The sequence below is a fragment of the Bradyrhizobium sp. 1200_D9_N1_1 genome (genome assembly GCF_052075915.1).
GTDB classification, from domain to species: domain Bacteria; phylum Pseudomonadota; class Alphaproteobacteria; order Rhizobiales; family Xanthobacteraceae; genus Bradyrhizobium; species Bradyrhizobium diazoefficiens.
Window position 1 is genome coordinate 7,981,398 of record NZ_CP197226.1, and the last position, 16,120, is coordinate 7,997,517.

The 16,120-nt window shown below is 59.4% G+C and carries 11 protein-coding genes and 2 pseudogenes; 6 read left to right on the forward strand and 7 right to left on the reverse strand.

The window, feature by feature from the left end; genetic code table 11:
* Positions 1–8: 8 nt before the first annotated feature.
* Positions 9–530: a metallophosphoesterase family protein gene (locus tag AB5K84_RS37745; RefSeq protein ID WP_011084725.1), complete on the forward strand. Its 522-nt coding sequence runs from the start codon at positions 9–11 to the stop codon at positions 528–530.
* Between the two features lie 103 nt (positions 531–633).
* Here AB5K84_RS37745 and AB5K84_RS37750 read toward each other — a convergent pair.
* Positions 634–1,763, reverse strand: a protein-coding gene (locus AB5K84_RS37750; RefSeq protein WP_109866565.1) for an IS3-like element ISRj2 family transposase whose coding sequence is annotated in 2 segments (ribosomal slippage) — positions 634–1,511 and positions 1,511–1,763 — 1,131 coding nt in all. Because the reading frame shifts where the segments join, the coding sequence is not laid out codon by codon here.
* 156 nt (positions 1,764–1,919) lie between these two features.
* Here AB5K84_RS37750 and AB5K84_RS37755 point away from each other — a divergent pair.
* The 5 genes from AB5K84_RS37755 (at position 1,920) to AB5K84_RS37775 (ending at position 8,245) form a co-directional block, all read left to right on the forward strand.
* Positions 1,920–2,609, forward strand: a complete 690-nt coding sequence (locus AB5K84_RS37755) for an exonuclease SbcCD subunit D (RefSeq protein ID WP_018648594.1) — start codon at positions 1,920–1,922, stop codon at positions 2,607–2,609.
* 2 nt (positions 2,610–2,611) lie between these two features.
* Positions 2,612–6,397 carry an AAA family ATPase gene (locus AB5K84_RS37760; RefSeq protein ID WP_018648595.1) on the forward strand — a complete coding sequence of 1,262 codons (3,786 nt, stop codon included), beginning with the start codon at positions 2,612–2,614 and terminating at the stop codon, positions 6,395–6,397.
* A 47-nt stretch (positions 6,398–6,444) separates the two neighbouring features.
* Complete coding sequence (locus AB5K84_RS37765) at positions 6,445–6,951, forward strand: hypothetical protein (protein WP_080668323.1); 507 nt, start codon at positions 6,445–6,447, stop codon at positions 6,949–6,951.
* Positions 6,952–6,997: 46 nt separating this feature from the next.
* Positions 6,998–7,429: a hypothetical protein gene (locus AB5K84_RS37770; RefSeq protein WP_018648597.1), complete on the forward strand. Its 432-nt coding sequence runs from the start codon at positions 6,998–7,000 to the stop codon at positions 7,427–7,429.
* Positions 7,430–7,540: 111 nt separating this feature from the next.
* Entirely contained in the window at positions 7,541–8,245 is a 705-nt protein-coding gene (locus AB5K84_RS37775) for a competence protein CoiA (RefSeq protein ID WP_011084720.1), read from the forward strand.
* A 137-nt stretch (positions 8,246–8,382) separates the two neighbouring features.
* Here the strand turns inward: AB5K84_RS37775 and AB5K84_RS37780 are convergent, their stop codons facing one another.
* From AB5K84_RS37780 to AB5K84_RS37805, 6 genes and pseudogenes are all read right to left on the reverse strand, one after another.
* A complete protein-coding gene (locus AB5K84_RS37780) occupies positions 8,383–8,715 on the reverse strand; it encodes a hypothetical protein (RefSeq protein ID WP_080668322.1) in 333 nt (110 codons plus the stop codon).
* A gap of 416 nt (positions 8,716–9,131) precedes the next feature.
* Positions 9,132–10,482: pseudogene (locus AB5K84_RS37785) on the reverse strand (IS701-like element ISBj6 family transposase).
* A 123-nt stretch (positions 10,483–10,605) separates the two neighbouring features.
* On the reverse strand, positions 10,606–11,928 hold the full coding sequence (gene ltrA, locus AB5K84_RS37790) for a group II intron reverse transcriptase/maturase (RefSeq protein WP_342714084.1): 1,323 nt from the start codon (positions 11,926–11,928) through the stop codon (positions 10,606–10,608).
* 540 nt (positions 11,929–12,468) lie between these two features.
* A pseudogene (locus AB5K84_RS37795) lies at positions 12,469–13,251 on the reverse strand (IS5-like element ISBj2 family transposase).
* A gap of 398 nt (positions 13,252–13,649) precedes the next feature.
* Positions 13,650–14,486 (reverse strand): hypothetical protein, encoded by an 837-nt coding sequence (locus AB5K84_RS37800; protein WP_011084715.1) that lies wholly within the window; start codon positions 14,484–14,486, stop codon positions 13,650–13,652.
* Positions 14,487–14,503: 17 nt separating this feature from the next.
* Positions 14,504–15,568, reverse strand: a complete 1,065-nt coding sequence (locus AB5K84_RS37805) for an IS630-like element ISRj1 family transposase (protein WP_011084514.1) — start codon at positions 15,566–15,568, stop codon at positions 14,504–14,506.
* Positions 15,569–16,120: the final 552 nt, after the last annotated feature.

The window sequence follows — 16,120 nt, forward strand, 5'->3', positions numbered from 1 at the left end:
TAAACACAATGATCCGTATCCTTCACACGGCCGATTGGCATATCGGTCAAACTTTACGCGGGTTCTCTCGGGAGCACGAGCACCGCAAGGTGTTTGAGCGGCTCGAAGAGATCGTTGTGGAGCGGGATGTCGATGCCCTCATCATCGCTGGCGACGTGTTTGACAGCCAAAACCCCTCTGGGGAAGCGCAACAGCTCTTCTACAATACGCTCATGCGGCTGAGCCGCGCGAATCCGCGCATGGCTATGGTGATCGCTGCTGGCAACCATGATGCAGCTGGTCGGTTGGAAGCGCCGCGGCCTCTGTTGGAGGCATTCAACATCCGCGTCGTGGGCAATGTGCGGCGGCGCGAAGGGCGAGTCGAGGCGGCCCGTCATCTCGTTCCTATCGCTGATACAAGCGGTTCGGTGGCTGCTCATGTGCTTGCAGTCTCCTACCCAACCGCAGCATGCCTTCCGAATCTGACGCGGCTAGATGGTGAAGTAGAAGAGCTGGCCCCGGTTGTTTGGACAGCGCCCCGCTGGATTTAAGTGGATTCCTGCCGGGTTATGCTGAACGCGGGGCTTTACGATTTTGTCGTTGCGTCGGGAGGGCGTAGCCCGACCAGAGCGACGACAAAATCGTCGGCGACGGTCATGCGGCCATCACCATAGCTTGCGTGCCGAAGTAAGCCTCGTCGGGCGTGCGCCCGTCAAGGCTCGAGTGAGGGCGTCCCTGATTGTAGAAGGCCAGATACTTGGCAATTGACGCTCGCGCCTCGGACACGCTGTCGTAGGCGCGGAGATAAACTTCTTCGTATTTGACCGTGCGCCAGAGCCGCTCGACAAACACGTTGTCGCGCCAGGCGCCCTTGCCATCCATGCTGATGGCGATCTTCGCGTCCAGCAGCACATCGGTGAACTCGAGGCTGGTGAACTGGCTGCCCTGGTCCGTGTTGAAAATCGCGGGCCTGCCGTGCTTCGCCAACGCCTCCTGGACCGCTTCGACGCAGAAGGCCGCCTCCATTGTGATCGAGACGCGATGGGCCAGGACCCGTCGGCTGAACACATCGACGACCGCCGCGAGATAGACGAAGCCACGCCGCATCGGAATGTAGGTGATGTCCATTGCCCACGCATGGTCGGGCCGCTCGATCTTCAATCCGCGCAACAGGTACGGGTAGATCTTGTGACCCGGAGCCGGCTTGCTCGTGTTCGGGCGACGATAGACCGCCTCGATCCCCATGCGCTTCATCAGCGTCGCGATGTGGCGGCGACCGGCGTATACCCCCTCCCGCCGCAGCAACGATCGCAGCATACGCGCTCCCGCGAAGGGATAATCGAGATGCAGCTCATCGAGCCGACGCATCAAGGCAAGGTCCTCGGCCGAAACTGGCCGAGGTTCATAGTAGACCGTGCTGCGAGCCAGCTTCAGGACCTTCGCCTGGCGCACGATAGAAAGATCATGACCGCGGTCGATCATCGCTTTGCGCTCAGCAGGCCCGCCTTGGTGAGCGCGCCGGACAAAAAATCGTTTTCCAACGCCAGCTCGCCGATCTTGGCATGTAACGCCTTCAAATCGACCGGCGTCTCGGCCGATGTCTTGTCATGCCCAAACACGCCGGCGGCGCCTTCCAGGAGCTGGTTTTTCCAGATCGTGATCTGGTTCGGATGAACATCAAACAGTTGCGCCAGCTCCGCCAGTGTCTTGTCTCCTTTGACCGCAGCCAAAGCAACCTTCGCCTTGAATGCCGGAGAATGCGTCCGGCGGCTCTTCTTCGTCATCTTCGCTCCTGATTCGCAGCAAGAATCCTCGCCGCTGTCAGGCAGAAAATCCACTCAAGCTACTGTCCGAATTTGCGGGGCCAGCTCTTAGACTCGCCCGTCATCGCTGGCGTGCGGAGCCTCTATGCTGAATTGGTCGACACGTTACGGGGACCGATGGATGGTCTACCGTTCGTCCTAACGGGACACCTCCATGTCGCGGGCGGTATTGAGTCGGAAGGCGCGGAGCGCAGAATTCTAGTTGGTGGCCAGCATGCTGTGCCGCACGACGTGTTCCCGGCGGAAGCGAGCTACGTGGCGCTTGGCCACTTGCATAAGGCTCAGGCCATCGGTCGTGATACCATCCGCTATTCTGGTTCACTGATTCCCTTGTCGGCGACGGAGATGCCTTACGCGCACGGGGTCACTCTTGTGAGCCTCGACGGAACAACGGTTCTATCCGAACATATCCCGATCGACCGGCCAGTTGCCTTCGTCCGCCTTCCTGAGGCGGGAGATATGCGCTTGAACGAACTTGGTGATCATCTGACGGCAATGAACCTCTCATCGGACCTGCCGCTTCATAAACGGCCATTCGTCCAGATCAGGCTTGCCCGGGAAGGGTTATCGCCCGGGTTCAGAGAGGAGGTCGACCGCATTGCGGAGAGCTTTCCGGCGCGCATCGTCGACACCCGTGTCGCGGCAATACCCGAGGCGTCAAACGACGTGACTTCCGCCGATCCTATGATCCGCCTTGCGGAAAGAGATCCGGAGGATCTGTTCAAGCTCGCATTTGAACGCACCTTCGGCGTAGCCCCGGATGCCACGCATCTCGATGTCTTCCACCGCGCACAGGCGGAGACATAGCCATGCGGATCTTGGCTATCCGCGGCGAGAGTCTGGCAAGTCTTGGTGCTCCTTTCGAGATCGATCTTGCCGCAGAACCTCTTGCAGGTTCCGGCCTCTTTGCCATCACTGGCGAGACCGGCGCCGGGAAATCGACCATCCTCGACGCGCTCTGCCTCGCGCTCTATGGCGAGTATCCACGCGTCTCTGTCGGTCGACGGGAGAATGCGCCCGATCCCAGTGGGGAGGCGATTTCAATTCATGATGGCCGAGCGATCCTGCGCCGAGGCGCCGGCAGCGGATATGCCGAGGTGGATTTCGTTGGGCAGGATGGCGAGCGCTATCGCGTCCGCTGGGAGGCCAATCGGGCGCGAGGGCGAGCAAATGGGCGGCTGCAGAATGAGCAGCGTTCGTTGTATCGACTCGACGACGGCAGCGCGGTGGCGACTGGCAAGACTCAGGTCCGTGAGGCGGTGGGGAGGAGAACCGACCTCACATTCGACCAGTTCCGGCGAACGGTGCTCCTCGCACAGGGCGAGTTCGACGCTTTCCTGCTCGCCGCCGAGAGCGAGCGCGCAGAATTGCTGGAGAAGATCACCGGTACTGAAATCTACGCAGCGATCTCGGTCCGCGTTCACGACGGCACGGACGCTCGACGAAGAAGTGTCGAGCAATTGGAGCGGCGTCGAGACGACATCGGGCTTCTTGATGACGAAGCCAGGCAGGCGCTGTTGGACGAGCAGAGTCAGCTTGCTTCAACCATTGCACAGAAAGGCGCGGAGCGCGATCAACACAACGAGCGGTTAGATCACTTCAAGCGCGTGGCCGCCGCCCGCAGCGACCTCGCGCGGGCTGAGGCTCAAGCGGTCGCAGCGCACGCGGCGCGCGAGGCAGCCGCTGATGAGTATCAATCTCTTGCCGAACTCGATCTTGGCGAGCCGCTTCGTCCGCTAGCAGGCGATTTGCAAAATGCACGGCGGACGGCAGCGAAGGCCCAAACCCGTCTCGACGGTTTGCTTATTGCACGCGAGGAAGCGCAGAAACTACACTCGGAATCTACAACGCAACTGGCGGACGCGGTAACCGCCAACGGAGCGGCAGAAGAGGTCCTCAAGAATTTTGGTCCCCTTTGGAACGAAGCCGAAAGGCTCGACGCCGAGCTGGCGGCAGCTCGGACCGAGTTTAATGATACGCTGGAAAAATCGCAGCAGGCGGAAGCGACACTGCGCGAGAAGGCCGATGCGCTGGCAACGATTGATGAGACTCTCGGTCAGACATCAGAATCGTACCGCACCACTGCGGCGCAATTAAAAAGCCGATCGGATCGCGTTCTTCTTGCTGATCGTCTTGGCGATGCGATGGACTTGTTAGCGAAGCGGGGAGCGCTCCAACAGGAGCACGCTGCAGCTAGGGTGACGGCCGCTGGAGCGGAAGAAACAGCTACGCTGTCGCAAAATGAAATAACTGCGCTGCTGGAGAAGCTCACCGAGGATCGCGAGCGAAAGGATGGCTTAAGTCGTGAAATCGGTGATCGTAGAGCTAGTCTCGCCGGCATCGATGAGGCGACGCTCCACGAACGAGACGTCAACCTGCAACGCGCGCTTGAGGCTCTGCGCGAGGCCAGCACCGTCTGCGACCAGTATACTCGGGCATCGGCAGATCTAACACGGCGGGAATCGGAACACACGCTGGCGGCTCAGGCGGTAAGCACAGCAAAAAGCCAGATCGTTGAAGCTGAAGCGGACCAGCTCCGCGATCGGACCGCGCGTGCGGAAATTGTTCCGATCGCAGAGCTCGCCGACGAGGCGGTCTCATCTGAGGCCATTCATCTGCGCAGCCTGCTGGCTCCAAATTTGGCCTGCCCGGTGTGCGGCAGCACCGACCATCCCCATCTTGCGCATCCAAGCACGCTGAACGAAATAGCTGCTAGGCTTCGCCGTCGGCGCGAAGAACTTGATACCGCGTTGACCGCGACGGGCCAACGTTTGGACGCTGCAACGCGCGCGCTTTCCGCTGGAGAAGCGCGCCAGGCGGAGACAAATCGCGGCATCGATGTGGCACGTGGACAAGTTCTGGCTGCCAACAGCGCTTTTGGCGAACAGTGGTCGTCGTTGAACGATCTCTGCACGAAGGCTGGGATCGAGGGGAACGCACCTCCCGTTCTCGATGACCAGGCTGCGTCGAAACTGGCGGCCCTCATCTCAGTCGCGATCGCAGAACGATCCGCCATTGCGTCTCCGCTCGCAAGCGCCCGGCGTCTTCGGACAGAGATCGACAGTTTGCAGCGGAAGCATGACGCGCTCGGTGAGGTGATCGAGACGACCGCGCGCTCCATCGACCAAAGACGTTCTAATTTCCACGCTGCGCAATTAAAGGCAACTGAGTACACGGTCCAGGCGGCGGGCCTTGCTGAGCGCCTCATTTCCATCAGCCGTGAAATCACGCCGTTTCTTGCTGCCGCAGGTCTGGCCGTCGACCACCTCGATGTCGATCCCGCCGGTGTTAGCCTCACGCTGTCAACGGTTGCGACGGAGTACGCCGCCCTGCGCGAGCAAGTTGGCCAGCTTGAAATGACGCTCCAGCGCCTGGCGCCCGAGCGTGCGGCGGCGGACGCCTCGCTTCGGCACGCGCAGGCCCAGGTAACGGCGGCGGCTCTTCTTCTCGATCAGCGTCGCCTGGCCGAGGGAGAGAAGGCGCGTGCCAGAGCAGAACTCCTCGATGGCGAGGCGACAGCAAGTCACCGGGCTCGGATCACCGAGGCTTGCCAGACCACCCGTGAAGCTCTTGCTCGTGCGCGCGAGACAAAATCGACCACAGATGCAGCGTTCCAGGCGGCCGGCGCTCGCTGCGACGAGGCCGCCGCTGGATTGGAGACCGCCAAAGGCCGTAACGCGTTAGCCGAAAAGGCATTCAACGCCGCCTGCATGGATATTGCTCGCCCGCCGGATCAGGTTGCGGCGCTGATCGCAACCGACCCAGCATTGAGTGGAGCGTTACGGGTCCGAATTCGGGAGATCGATCGAGGCGTGAACGATGCGGGCACCGCAGTGCTGACGCGTCAGAATGACCTAAACCGGGCGCTGGAAGGGTTCAACGAGACCACCGATGTCGAGGAATTGGCCGCAGTCGTCGCGACGTTGGGAACCGAAATCGGAGACATGCAACAACTGACAGGTGGACTTGCCGCTACGCTCGCGCGAGACGACGAGGCGCGCCGCGCCGCCGCAAATCTATCCGCTCAAATCGAAACTGCGAAAGCGGAACTCGTAATCTGGCATGCAGTCGACGATGCTATCGGCTCGGCCAGCGGTGATCGTTTCCGTCGCTTTGTGCAGGGCATTACGCTCGACCACATGGTGCAATTGGCGAATGATCATCTCCACGCATTAACACCCCGCTATAGGCTCGCGCGAGGGGCTGCGTCCGATCTCACGCTGCATATTATTGATCGCGACATGGGCGACGAGGTCCGCGGCACCCGAAGCCTGTCAGGCGGTGAACGCTTCCTCGTCTCCCTTGCGCTGGCGTTGGCGCTGTCAGGTCTTGAGGGTCGATCGTCCTTTGTCGACACGCTGTTTATCGATGAAGGCTTTGGATCGCTCGATGCGGAGACGCTCGACTTAGCAGTAGATGCGCTGGAGACCTTACAGGGCAGAGGTCAGAAGGTTGGCGTCATCACACATGTCGCTGCCATGATCGAGCGGATTGCCGTGCAGGTGCGCGTGGAAAAGCGCGGTGCGGGCCGATCCGAAATTAGAGTATCTAATAGCATGGGAGCCGCATGGCCTACGACGAGTAGCGCACAATAATATCAGGAGAAGCGACCTCGGAGTGTTCAGGCCGGAAGAGGAGATACATGGAGAAGTATCATATCAAGCTGACTGAGAGCGAGGCCGCGATACTCGCGAAGGTCGATCTCTGGGAATCTCATCGCAATCATGATGAGGGCCACGCAGCTTATAAAGCCAATGCGCAGCCGATCCTTACCTTGCTCCAATCTCTGAGCGATAGATCCGCAATTCCCCAAGAAAGACTGAATTACTGGAATGACCCCCGATACCATCAGGGGAGGATCAAAGCGTCGCGTAAGGGTCTATTCGAGAGAATGGTTGCAGAGGTACCGACATTTACACGCATCCACATTTTATCCGTTATCTTCGATATTTTCTGTTTGGTGCCGATCTTCCCGACGACGTCATTGCAGCATTTGAGGAGAAAGTCGGTAACCCACAGTGGGTTTCCTCTAGTGATGTCATTCCGATCGGTAAGGATGCTCGGGATCTCACCCGCCAATATCGTCTGGACAAGACGGATGCACCAGAAGAGTTCTTTAAACTTTGCCTCGACATGGGGCTTAGCTTGACGACAGCCGAGAGCGTCATGCGGCGGTCAAACAAATTCGATAGAATATGGACAAACTGACGCTGAACTATGTCTGGGAGCGGATACCGGTCGTACTGCGGCGGACGGGAAGAGGGCAGCGCTTGCGCGTTCGACTTCCCTTCGCAGAAGCGAATCGCCAGTGGCTTCAGAATGATAGACGAACGTCGCCTATTTGGATTGCCGGCAAGAAATACTGGGAACTGCCGAAAGCTTGGTTCAACGATTTCATTGAACGCTCGTTGGCCGAATATGGCAAGGTCTACGTTATTCAGCCCTACCGTGAGCAGGAGAAATGCTCTCCTGCGTGCCAGAATGCGACTGGGCATGAGTGCCAGTGCTCCTGCATGGGCCTCTATCACGGCGCCGGAAATGACGGCAGTTGGTTCGAGGTATCCGATACTTTCGCTGCGCGTTGGGGCGAGCAGGAGCTCGCCTGTCGACTAATGACGGCGAGGTAGGATGTCTGCTGGGGGAGGATGCATTTTGACCAAAGGCTCGGCCGACCGGCTGGCGGCAGCGCCATTGTCGTGCTTGTTGGGTTTAGCGATGCGTAAAGGGGAGCAATAAACGTGCTCTATGCCTGGGTCGGCGACCAGAAGCGCGCCCCCGTCGCGAAGGGAGAACGGACCACGTGTCGCGACTGCGGCGGCTTGCTCACCGCCGTCATGCCCGTCGAGAACACGTCCCACTGGCGGCACAAGGCGGGTGATTGCGATCCCTGGAGCGAGCCGGAGGGAGCCTGGCACCTCGGCTGGAAAGAACTCTTCGACATGTCCTGCCGCGAGATCGCTCTACGCGACCCGACGACAGGAGAGCTGCACCGCGCCGACGTCCTCGTCGGCAGCGGCACCCCGCGCGCGACCGTCCTTGAGCTGCAGCACTCCTCGATCAGCGAGGATGAGCGAAACGCGCGGGAGGCCTTCTATCGGCGCGGGCACCGGATGTTCTGGCTGGTCCACATTCACAGCGAAAGCTCGTTCCTTGGGACGTACTTCAATATGTCGCTCGATTTCGGATCACGGGTCGTAAATCTCGACGGCAAGGAATTCGCGATCATGCGCTGGGTGGGCCCGAACAAGCAGTTCATCGAGAAGTGGAAGCGTGCGGTAGCCCACGTCTTCTTCAATGCAGGGCCTTACATCTTCTACCTTGCAGGCCCCGGCGTAGCGTCTCGTCTTGGAGGCCCCTTGAAGCGCGGCGAATTCGCTCTCTGCGCCCTGACCCGCGATGAGTTTCTGCGAGCTGTCCGCTGGGAGGATACTGCTCCCTCTTGACGGCTTGCTCGTATTGAGCGGCGCCACGCCAGAGCACTTTGCATGGCTGCCGGTATTCCTGATTAAACACAATGCGAGCGCTCGGGACAAAGCTCGCTGACAGTAGAAGGTGATGTTTGCCAATGAAGATATTTTGGTCATGGCAGAGTGATCGCGATCCGAAGTTGCATCACTACTTTGTGCGCGATGCGCTGAAGGACGCCTGCAAGCTCATCGCCATCGATCCCGACTATGAGGAGGCGGAGCGTCCCGAGGTCGATCACGATACCAAGAATGTCGCTGGAACCCCGGACATCACGAAGACCATCCTGGAGAAGATCGCCGGCGCGAACGTCTTTGTCGCGGACATGACCCCGGTGGGCATGACCGCCCCTGCAGCACTTCAGCCCAACATACCTGCCGAAAAGCGTTCCGAGCCCAAATACCTCCAGAACCCGAACATCATGTCCGAACTCGGCTACGCCGAGCATGCGCTCTCACAGGGCCGCATCATTCTCGTAGCGAACGGCGCGCATTATCCCGGTCCCGTGGCGCTTCCCTTTGACTGGCGTCACCGAAGCGGCGCGAAGGTCTACACCCTCAAGGATGGAGCCACGAAGGAGGAGATCAAGGCCGAGCAGAGGCGCTTCGCGGAGGTGCTGAAGAGCTGCATCCTGCCCATCCTGGCTGAGCAGGCTCCGGTAAAGGCACCACCACCCCCAATTTCCTGGCAACCGTCGAGCAGTAGCGATCCGACCATTTGGCCGGCGGCTGAGAAGAAGCTCGAATTTCGCAACAATGCAATGGAAGAGCGGCGCCGGAATGTCCAACTGGGAAAAGGGACGCGGATCTTCGCGCGCATCGCACCTAGCACTACTTTGGCAGAATGTGTTTTGGCCGCTGCTTTTCAAGGATTTGCTTTCGGCAATATGGGCATTGCTGAGGCGGCGGCCGAAGGATGGAGATCGACGATGGCGTGGCGTACGGCGGGCATGGTTGGTTGAGGCGGAGGCCCGTTGATTCTTTTTTTTCCGCCCCGCGTATGCGAGGCGACGATGTTGCAGGAAGGCGTAGGCAATCATTGTCATAAGGGCGTGGCGATGAAGACCTTGCCATGATCGCCCTTCGAAGTGATCAAGTCCAAGCTCCTCCTTCAACTGTTGATGCGCCTGCTCACAAATCCACCGTGCCTTGATGGTGGCGGCCAGCGTGCGCAGATCCGTCGTCGCCGGAAGATTGGCGAGATAGTATTTCCTCTCCCCGGAGGCACGTTGCTCGCCAATGAGCCAGGCTTCGTCGCCTGGGAGATGCTGCTGACCTTTATCCCATATCCGCTGCGGAGGGCCGTCGGCGGTGCGGACACGGAGAGCAGCAAATCGGGCTTTGAGCCGACCTTTCGTCCCGCTACGCCAACTCACGGTTTTCCATTTGGCGCTGGCCAGCATTTGTTCTGCCGCAATCGATAAGATATCGGGCACGTGGTGCTTTCGTGGTTTGCCACGGACTTTGGTGATCGGCCAAATGAGCTTCACATCGACGGGATACACTTTCTGGTGCCGAGGGATACCGACCGCCCAGGCCAGCCCGCGCTCTGTTAGCCCTTGTCGAAACGGTGCGCTGAGGCCGTATCCTGCATCCGCCAGCACACATCCAAAGCGCATGTTGGCTGCCATCGCGCGGTCAATCTCGGCCAAAGCGATCTCCGGCTTGGACCGTGGCGTTCGGTGTTCGACTGGCACGCGAGCGCGCTTCAAACGGGGCATGTCGCTTGTCCAGCTGTCAGGCAGAAAGAGACGTAACGCGACCATCACTGGCACTTCGCCGCGCGCAAGCGTTAAAGACACCAGCGTTTGGCAATTTGCAGTTTTACCGAGAGCCGATGCGTATTGCGCCGCAACACCGACCGATCGCTCACCCTTCTTCGGCAGTGAGGTGTCATCAATAACCAGCACCGCATCCCTGCCGCCGACAAGTCGGTCCGCCTGATTGAGCAGTTCTGTCTCCAGCGGCGTCGCGTCCCAGACACCGTCCGCAATGAAATGGTGCAACTGGTCGTAGTTGCTCGTGGCAAGGCGTTCCGCCATCGGCTGAACGCTCTTGCGATCGCCAGGACCGATCAATCCCGCAACATACAGAGGACACATCCGCTGCCGGGTCTTATGACCCAGCCGGTCCAAGAACGGCATCAGCCAGCGTTCGAGTTCGTCTTCCCATCCCGGCATGGTCAGCCCTCCAAGAGCCGACCACCCATGAATCATTGAAAAATTGATTCGGGAATCCTATAAAACGCGGCAAAATCAACAATCTGTTCGCGGTAGGGACACCCATCACTGGGCGCCCCCCGCGCAGATCCCGGCGAGCCCAATTAAGGCACCGGGCTCCTACCTCGGGTGTTTGACGGCGAAGCGCAGCTTCGGCCATGGATGAAGGATGCGAGCCTTGGGAAGCCAGTCGTCGGTGATCTGCGTTATGCGATCCCAGGTCAGACAGGTCCGCTGACTGCGCCGCCGAAGCGTACGCCTCCAGAGATCGGTCAGGTAGAACCGAAACGCATTGAGCGCTCGGCCATTCGTCGGAACAGCAAAGTACGCAAAGTGGCCGGTCAAGACCTGCCTCAGCCATCTCCCCTGTGCAGGGATCGGCCAGTGCATTCGGCGCCTCAGCTCCTCCTTGATTTCGCGGAGTTTGGTTCGCATGCGGTCGCCACGGGTCTTCCGTTGAAGCTGGAAGCGCCCTCGGCGTGATTTGCCGCAGATAAACGTGAACCCCATGAACGCAAAGGTTTCCGGCTTTCCGAGTCCGCGCTGCTTGCGTTGAGCCGCCGCATGGCGACCAAACTCAATCAGGCGGGTCTTGGCCGGATGGAGCGTCAGCTCGAACTCCTCCAGTCTCGCGCGCATCGCGTCAAGGAAACGACGTGCGTCATCCTCGCGCTCAAAGCCGACTACTACATCGTCCGCGTAACGCACGATGATCATGCCGCCGGAGACCTCGCGCTGTCGCCAGCGTTTGGCCCACAGGTCGAGAGCGTAGTGCAGGTAGATGTTGCCAAGGAGCGGTGAAATCACCGAACCTTGACCCGTTCCCCTGTCATCAGCGGTTACGACGCCGTCTTCGAGAATACCCGCCTTCAGCCATTTCTGAATGAGGCGGATGATGCGCTTGTCGCCGATCCTATGTTCCAAGAAGCGAACCAGCCAAGGTTGACTGACTGCGCCAAAGAAATTTTGGATGTCGGCGTCAATGATCCAGTTCACCTGCCGCGTCTCGATCGCTGTGCAGAGCGCGTCCAACGCATCATGTGGTCCTCTGCCGGGCCGAAACCCGTAGGAAAAGCCACAGAAGTCTCCTTCGTAGATGGCGTTGAGCACGATGACGGTGGCCCCCTGGACGATTTTGTCTTCGAGAGCCGCGATCGCTAACGGACGCTGCTTGCCGTCTGCTTTTGGTATGTACGTCCGGCGAGACGGTTGCGGGCGGTACGTTCCTCGTTGGACCCGTTTGTGCAGATCGGCGAGCCGGGGCTCGAGATCTTCCTCGTAGTCCTGCCACGTCATGCCATCCACTCCGGGAGCAGCCCTACGCCTGAGCGCAAAGAACGCCGCCCGCAGTGTATCGACATTGATGTGGTGAAAGAGCGCGGTGAACCGGTCCTTCTTCCTCAGCCTTGCGGCTGTCCGTACGCGGTCCAGCGACTGGGTCATGCGAGCCCGGCCCTGTGTCCGGTGCATGCGCTGCTGTTCCGCGTTTCCCTTGGTCCCCGGCCTTGGCTCCGCCCACTCCGCCGCCAGTAATCCAGCTTTGTTCGTCGGCTTCTCAGCTACTATGCCAGAGTCAGACTTCTCCGTGTCATGCATCAGCGGCTACGGCTCCTCGCCTTCCCGCTGCGGACCACCTCCTCCGAGGAGGAAGATGGCCGACCCGGAGATATCCCGGTTCCCGTACAAGGAGCTTCCATGCATGCCAGGGTCTACGACCACGCCGGGTTGGACGGGTGCTCGCAATTGCGCACTCATCCATGTTGCCTTCCGCTCTTTGGACAGCGTCGGCTCCCGAGATAACACTGTTTCGCGGCTCAATGGCTGGCCTGCATGCTCCCCTACCGACGCTTCGCCGACACCCTCGCGGACGCCTGCGCACGGCTCGGGGCCGATGTGGTTCGCTACACCTTCATCGCAATGGACTTTCACCATCTCCTCCTTGCCGGTCTCCCGGCGCACCCAAAGTAGTGCTAGGGTCCAGACTCAATTGAGCCAATATGCGACGAGAGCGGCGAGATGAACAGCGGCCAAAAAATTACGGGCGAGCTTGTCATATCGCATGGCGATGCGCCGGAAGTCCTTGAGCCTGCAAAAGCAGCGTTCGATGACATTTCGTCCTTTGTAGGCGCGTTTGTTGAAGCGATGGATGACGACACGGTTAGATTTATTGGGGATTACGGGCTTGGCGCCACGACGAATGATTGCGCCGCGAAGCTTGTCGCCATCATACCCTTTGTCGGCGAGGAGCACGCTCATGGGTGGCGCGAGCGCCAGGACATCGGGAGCCGCAGCGATATCGGCATCCTGGCCTGGAGTCAGATGCAGGACGACCGGCCGGCAGAGCGGATCGCTCAGCGCATGGATTTTTGTCGTGCGGCCTCCGCGCGAGCGGCCGATTGCTTGATTGTGCTCCCCCCTTTTCCGCCGGAGGCACACCGGTGAGCTTTAATCGAGGTCGAGTCGAGCGACAGTACGACGCCGTCTTCGCCAGGCTTGGCCAGCGCTTCGAAGATTGCGCACCATCGTCCTCGCTTGGCCCAGCGATTGAAGCGATTGTAGATCGTCGTGTAAGGGCCGTATTCACGTGGACAATCACGCCATCGTGCACCCGATTGCAGCATGTGAATGATGCCGCTGACGATGCGTCGGTCGTCGTCCCGATCCGGCCCCGTCAGTCCCCTCGGCAGATGCGGTTCGATACGCGCCCATTGCCTGTCGTTCAGCCAAAACAAACCAGCGCGCATTCTCTCGCCCCCGAATCAACACGTAGGCAAGAGAATCACGTGGCGCTATTTAGGTACAGACCCTAGTGCGCGCAAGCGCTCGTCAGCCCAGATGGCAATTGATGAGGGCGCGCCGCCTGTGTTCGATGGGACGGACCAGATGGTCGATCGCCGACGCCTAAGCTATGAAGAGCTGCCTGCCAGTTGTCCGCTAATGGCCCGCAACCCGACGCGTCCACACGATTATCAAGCGACGGCAGGCACTGCACTTTTCAATTCGGCTCGCTCCACGGCCAGCGGGCGGTGCTCGACGACATGGAATGGCTGGGCGACGAGCATATCGGGCGAATTACGCCCTCCTGTTACAGGAGTTGAAGAGGGACATTCCGGATCTGGCGGCCCGGACTCGTTCGTGGAGTTCGTGACAACCCATGTGCTGCGCTACACTATCCTTCCGCTTTCATTATTATTCCCGAGCAGGCAACCGCCCATAATGCCATTTGTTGCATTAGCAGCCCAGTTGTTCGCAAACAAATCATCGACATCCTTGCTCGGGAGCCCCCCACCGGGATTCGCCGCTTGTTGAACAAAGGCTTGCGCCAGCGAGTGCCGAAACGCAGAGATGCTTTCCGCATCCATGGGCGAGATCTCGCAGACCAAAGCTTTACTGTCGGCATCCATTAAGACCTGTGGACCAAAAGCAGTACCGCTCGGGTTTGACGCCATAATCAACGTGAAGCTAATTTTGACCCCGGCCGAGGTCGTAAAACTATGAGATGCCAAAGAAACTAGCCTCTGCATCAGCATCGAACCGACAGGCGCCTCCGCACGGAGAGCCGGACCATTCTGCCGGAACGATCCTGCAGGAGCGAACGACGCCACTCGAGGCCCTTTGTCTGCTCTCCTCTTTAGAACGTCTTCGTCGGGATAATTTGACGGCTCGTCACTGCTCAGCGTCATCGATCGATAGCGCAGACGCGAGGGCGCTGGAAGAATCACAGGAGCCAATACAGCGTTGCACGGTGCACCCGCATTAGCCCCATTGAAGCTGAACAGATCCGCACCCCGCTCAAAGAGCTCCCCTCGTATGGGCTGGTTGTCACTGAAAAGATGGAGGGCTTGGCATTCCGACTGAAAATTATCAACAAGTAGGATGGAAGAAACAATCAGCATCCCGGCACAATCACTCCGATAGCCGGAGCGTTTTGCCATGGCTCCGCGGTTGCTCACCACCAGCAAAAGCAAGGCCGCAAGCACGCTCACGAAGTACAAAAACACCAGCCTAGTACCCGGAATCAGAGCTGAGTGATACGGCGGCCTTTGAAACGGCGTTGACGGACCTTTTTCTTGGTCCAGACGAAGGGCTCGGCTCTGTCGTTGTATGCGTTGACGTAGGCATCGATGTGTTCCTGAAGCTGCTTGAGGCTCGTGAAGGAGGTGCCGCTGAGCGACTGCCCCTGCAAGATGGAAAACCATACTTCGACCTGATTGAGCCATGACGCACTTGTCGGCGTGAAATGAAATTGCACGTTGGGGTGGGCCTTGAGCCAGTCCTCGTTCTTTTTATGGGTGTTGAGGTTGTCGAGGATGACGTGAAGCTTGCGGTTCGGAAAAGTCGCGGTGACGCTGTTCATGAAATCGAGAAACTCGACGCGGCGCCGGCGTTTTGAATGGGTCGCGATGATCTTTCCGGTGGCGACTTCGAGCGCCGCAAACAATGTTGTGGTGCCATGCCGCTTGTAATCGTGGCTTTGGCCGGTTAAGGCGCGGCCATTGGGCAACTTCAGATAACCCTGCGCTCGCTCCAAAGCCTGGATCGAGGGCTTCTCGTCCACGCACAGCACAATGGCCTTCGCCGGCGGCGCGACATAGAGGCCGACAACATCGGCGGCTTTGGCCGTAAAGTTCGGGTCGTTGCTCTCGCACCAGGACTTGCGAGCCACCAGGTCAATCTTGTGGCTGCGCAGGAACCGCCAGACATATTGGACATCGACATCGCCCAGCGCCTCGGCCAGCAGGGGGCCGGTCCAGCGCGCAAACCCTTGCGGTGGCGGCTTATCCAGCAGCTTCAGAATCCGCTTGTCGGTCGTCTTCGTATAGATCGGCTGCTTGCCAGGCCGCGGCTTGTCTTGCAGCCCTTCAAGGCCATGGTCGGCATAGCGATGCCGCCAAAGGCTGACAATCCGCGGCTGGACCCCAACTTCCTTGGCGATCGACCGGGTGCTGCGCCCATCCGCCGCCAACAGAACTATCCGCGCCCGCTTCAAATCGCGCTGCAACGTCACCGGTGAGCGACAGCACGCCTCAAGCACCTTGCGATCTTTCCTCGAAAGGTGGACTTCTCTTGCTTCGGGTATCATCCCGACCTTGAATCACGACTCACGTTCCAAGAAAAGTGGGTACTAGTGAACTCAATCGATACGGCCCTCATCAGAAGTTCCTTCACCCCGATGTTATGGGGCATCACATGCTAACCGATGTCCGCCCTGCACTGAGCCCTGATGCCACATTCATGCCAAAGGCCCCTGTTGTTTGCGGACGCTTGTCACTTGCGTTCGCCAAACGACGTCCGGGTATAAACCCCTTGCTGAGCAGATCGACAATCTCGATGTCCTAAGAACAAATGGCCGTCGGCATCACGTCTGATAAGTCCGACCGCTGAGGGCGGAGACGCCAAGCCAACGCGACCTTATTGCTTGAAGCCTAGTTTCATGTTGCCTCAGAGTAAGCTGACGACCACGGCGCTCGTGGCGACACGCGAGAAGGCAACCTTCAGCACCCCCCCTGGAAAAGCGATCCGAGATGTTCGTCCGCGAACCAAGCAAGGGACGTGTCGATGAAAATCGCAGCTGCTCTGCGTCTTCTACGAATGTTTGTAGCGTCGGAAGTCAGACATTGTTTCAGAGCTGACA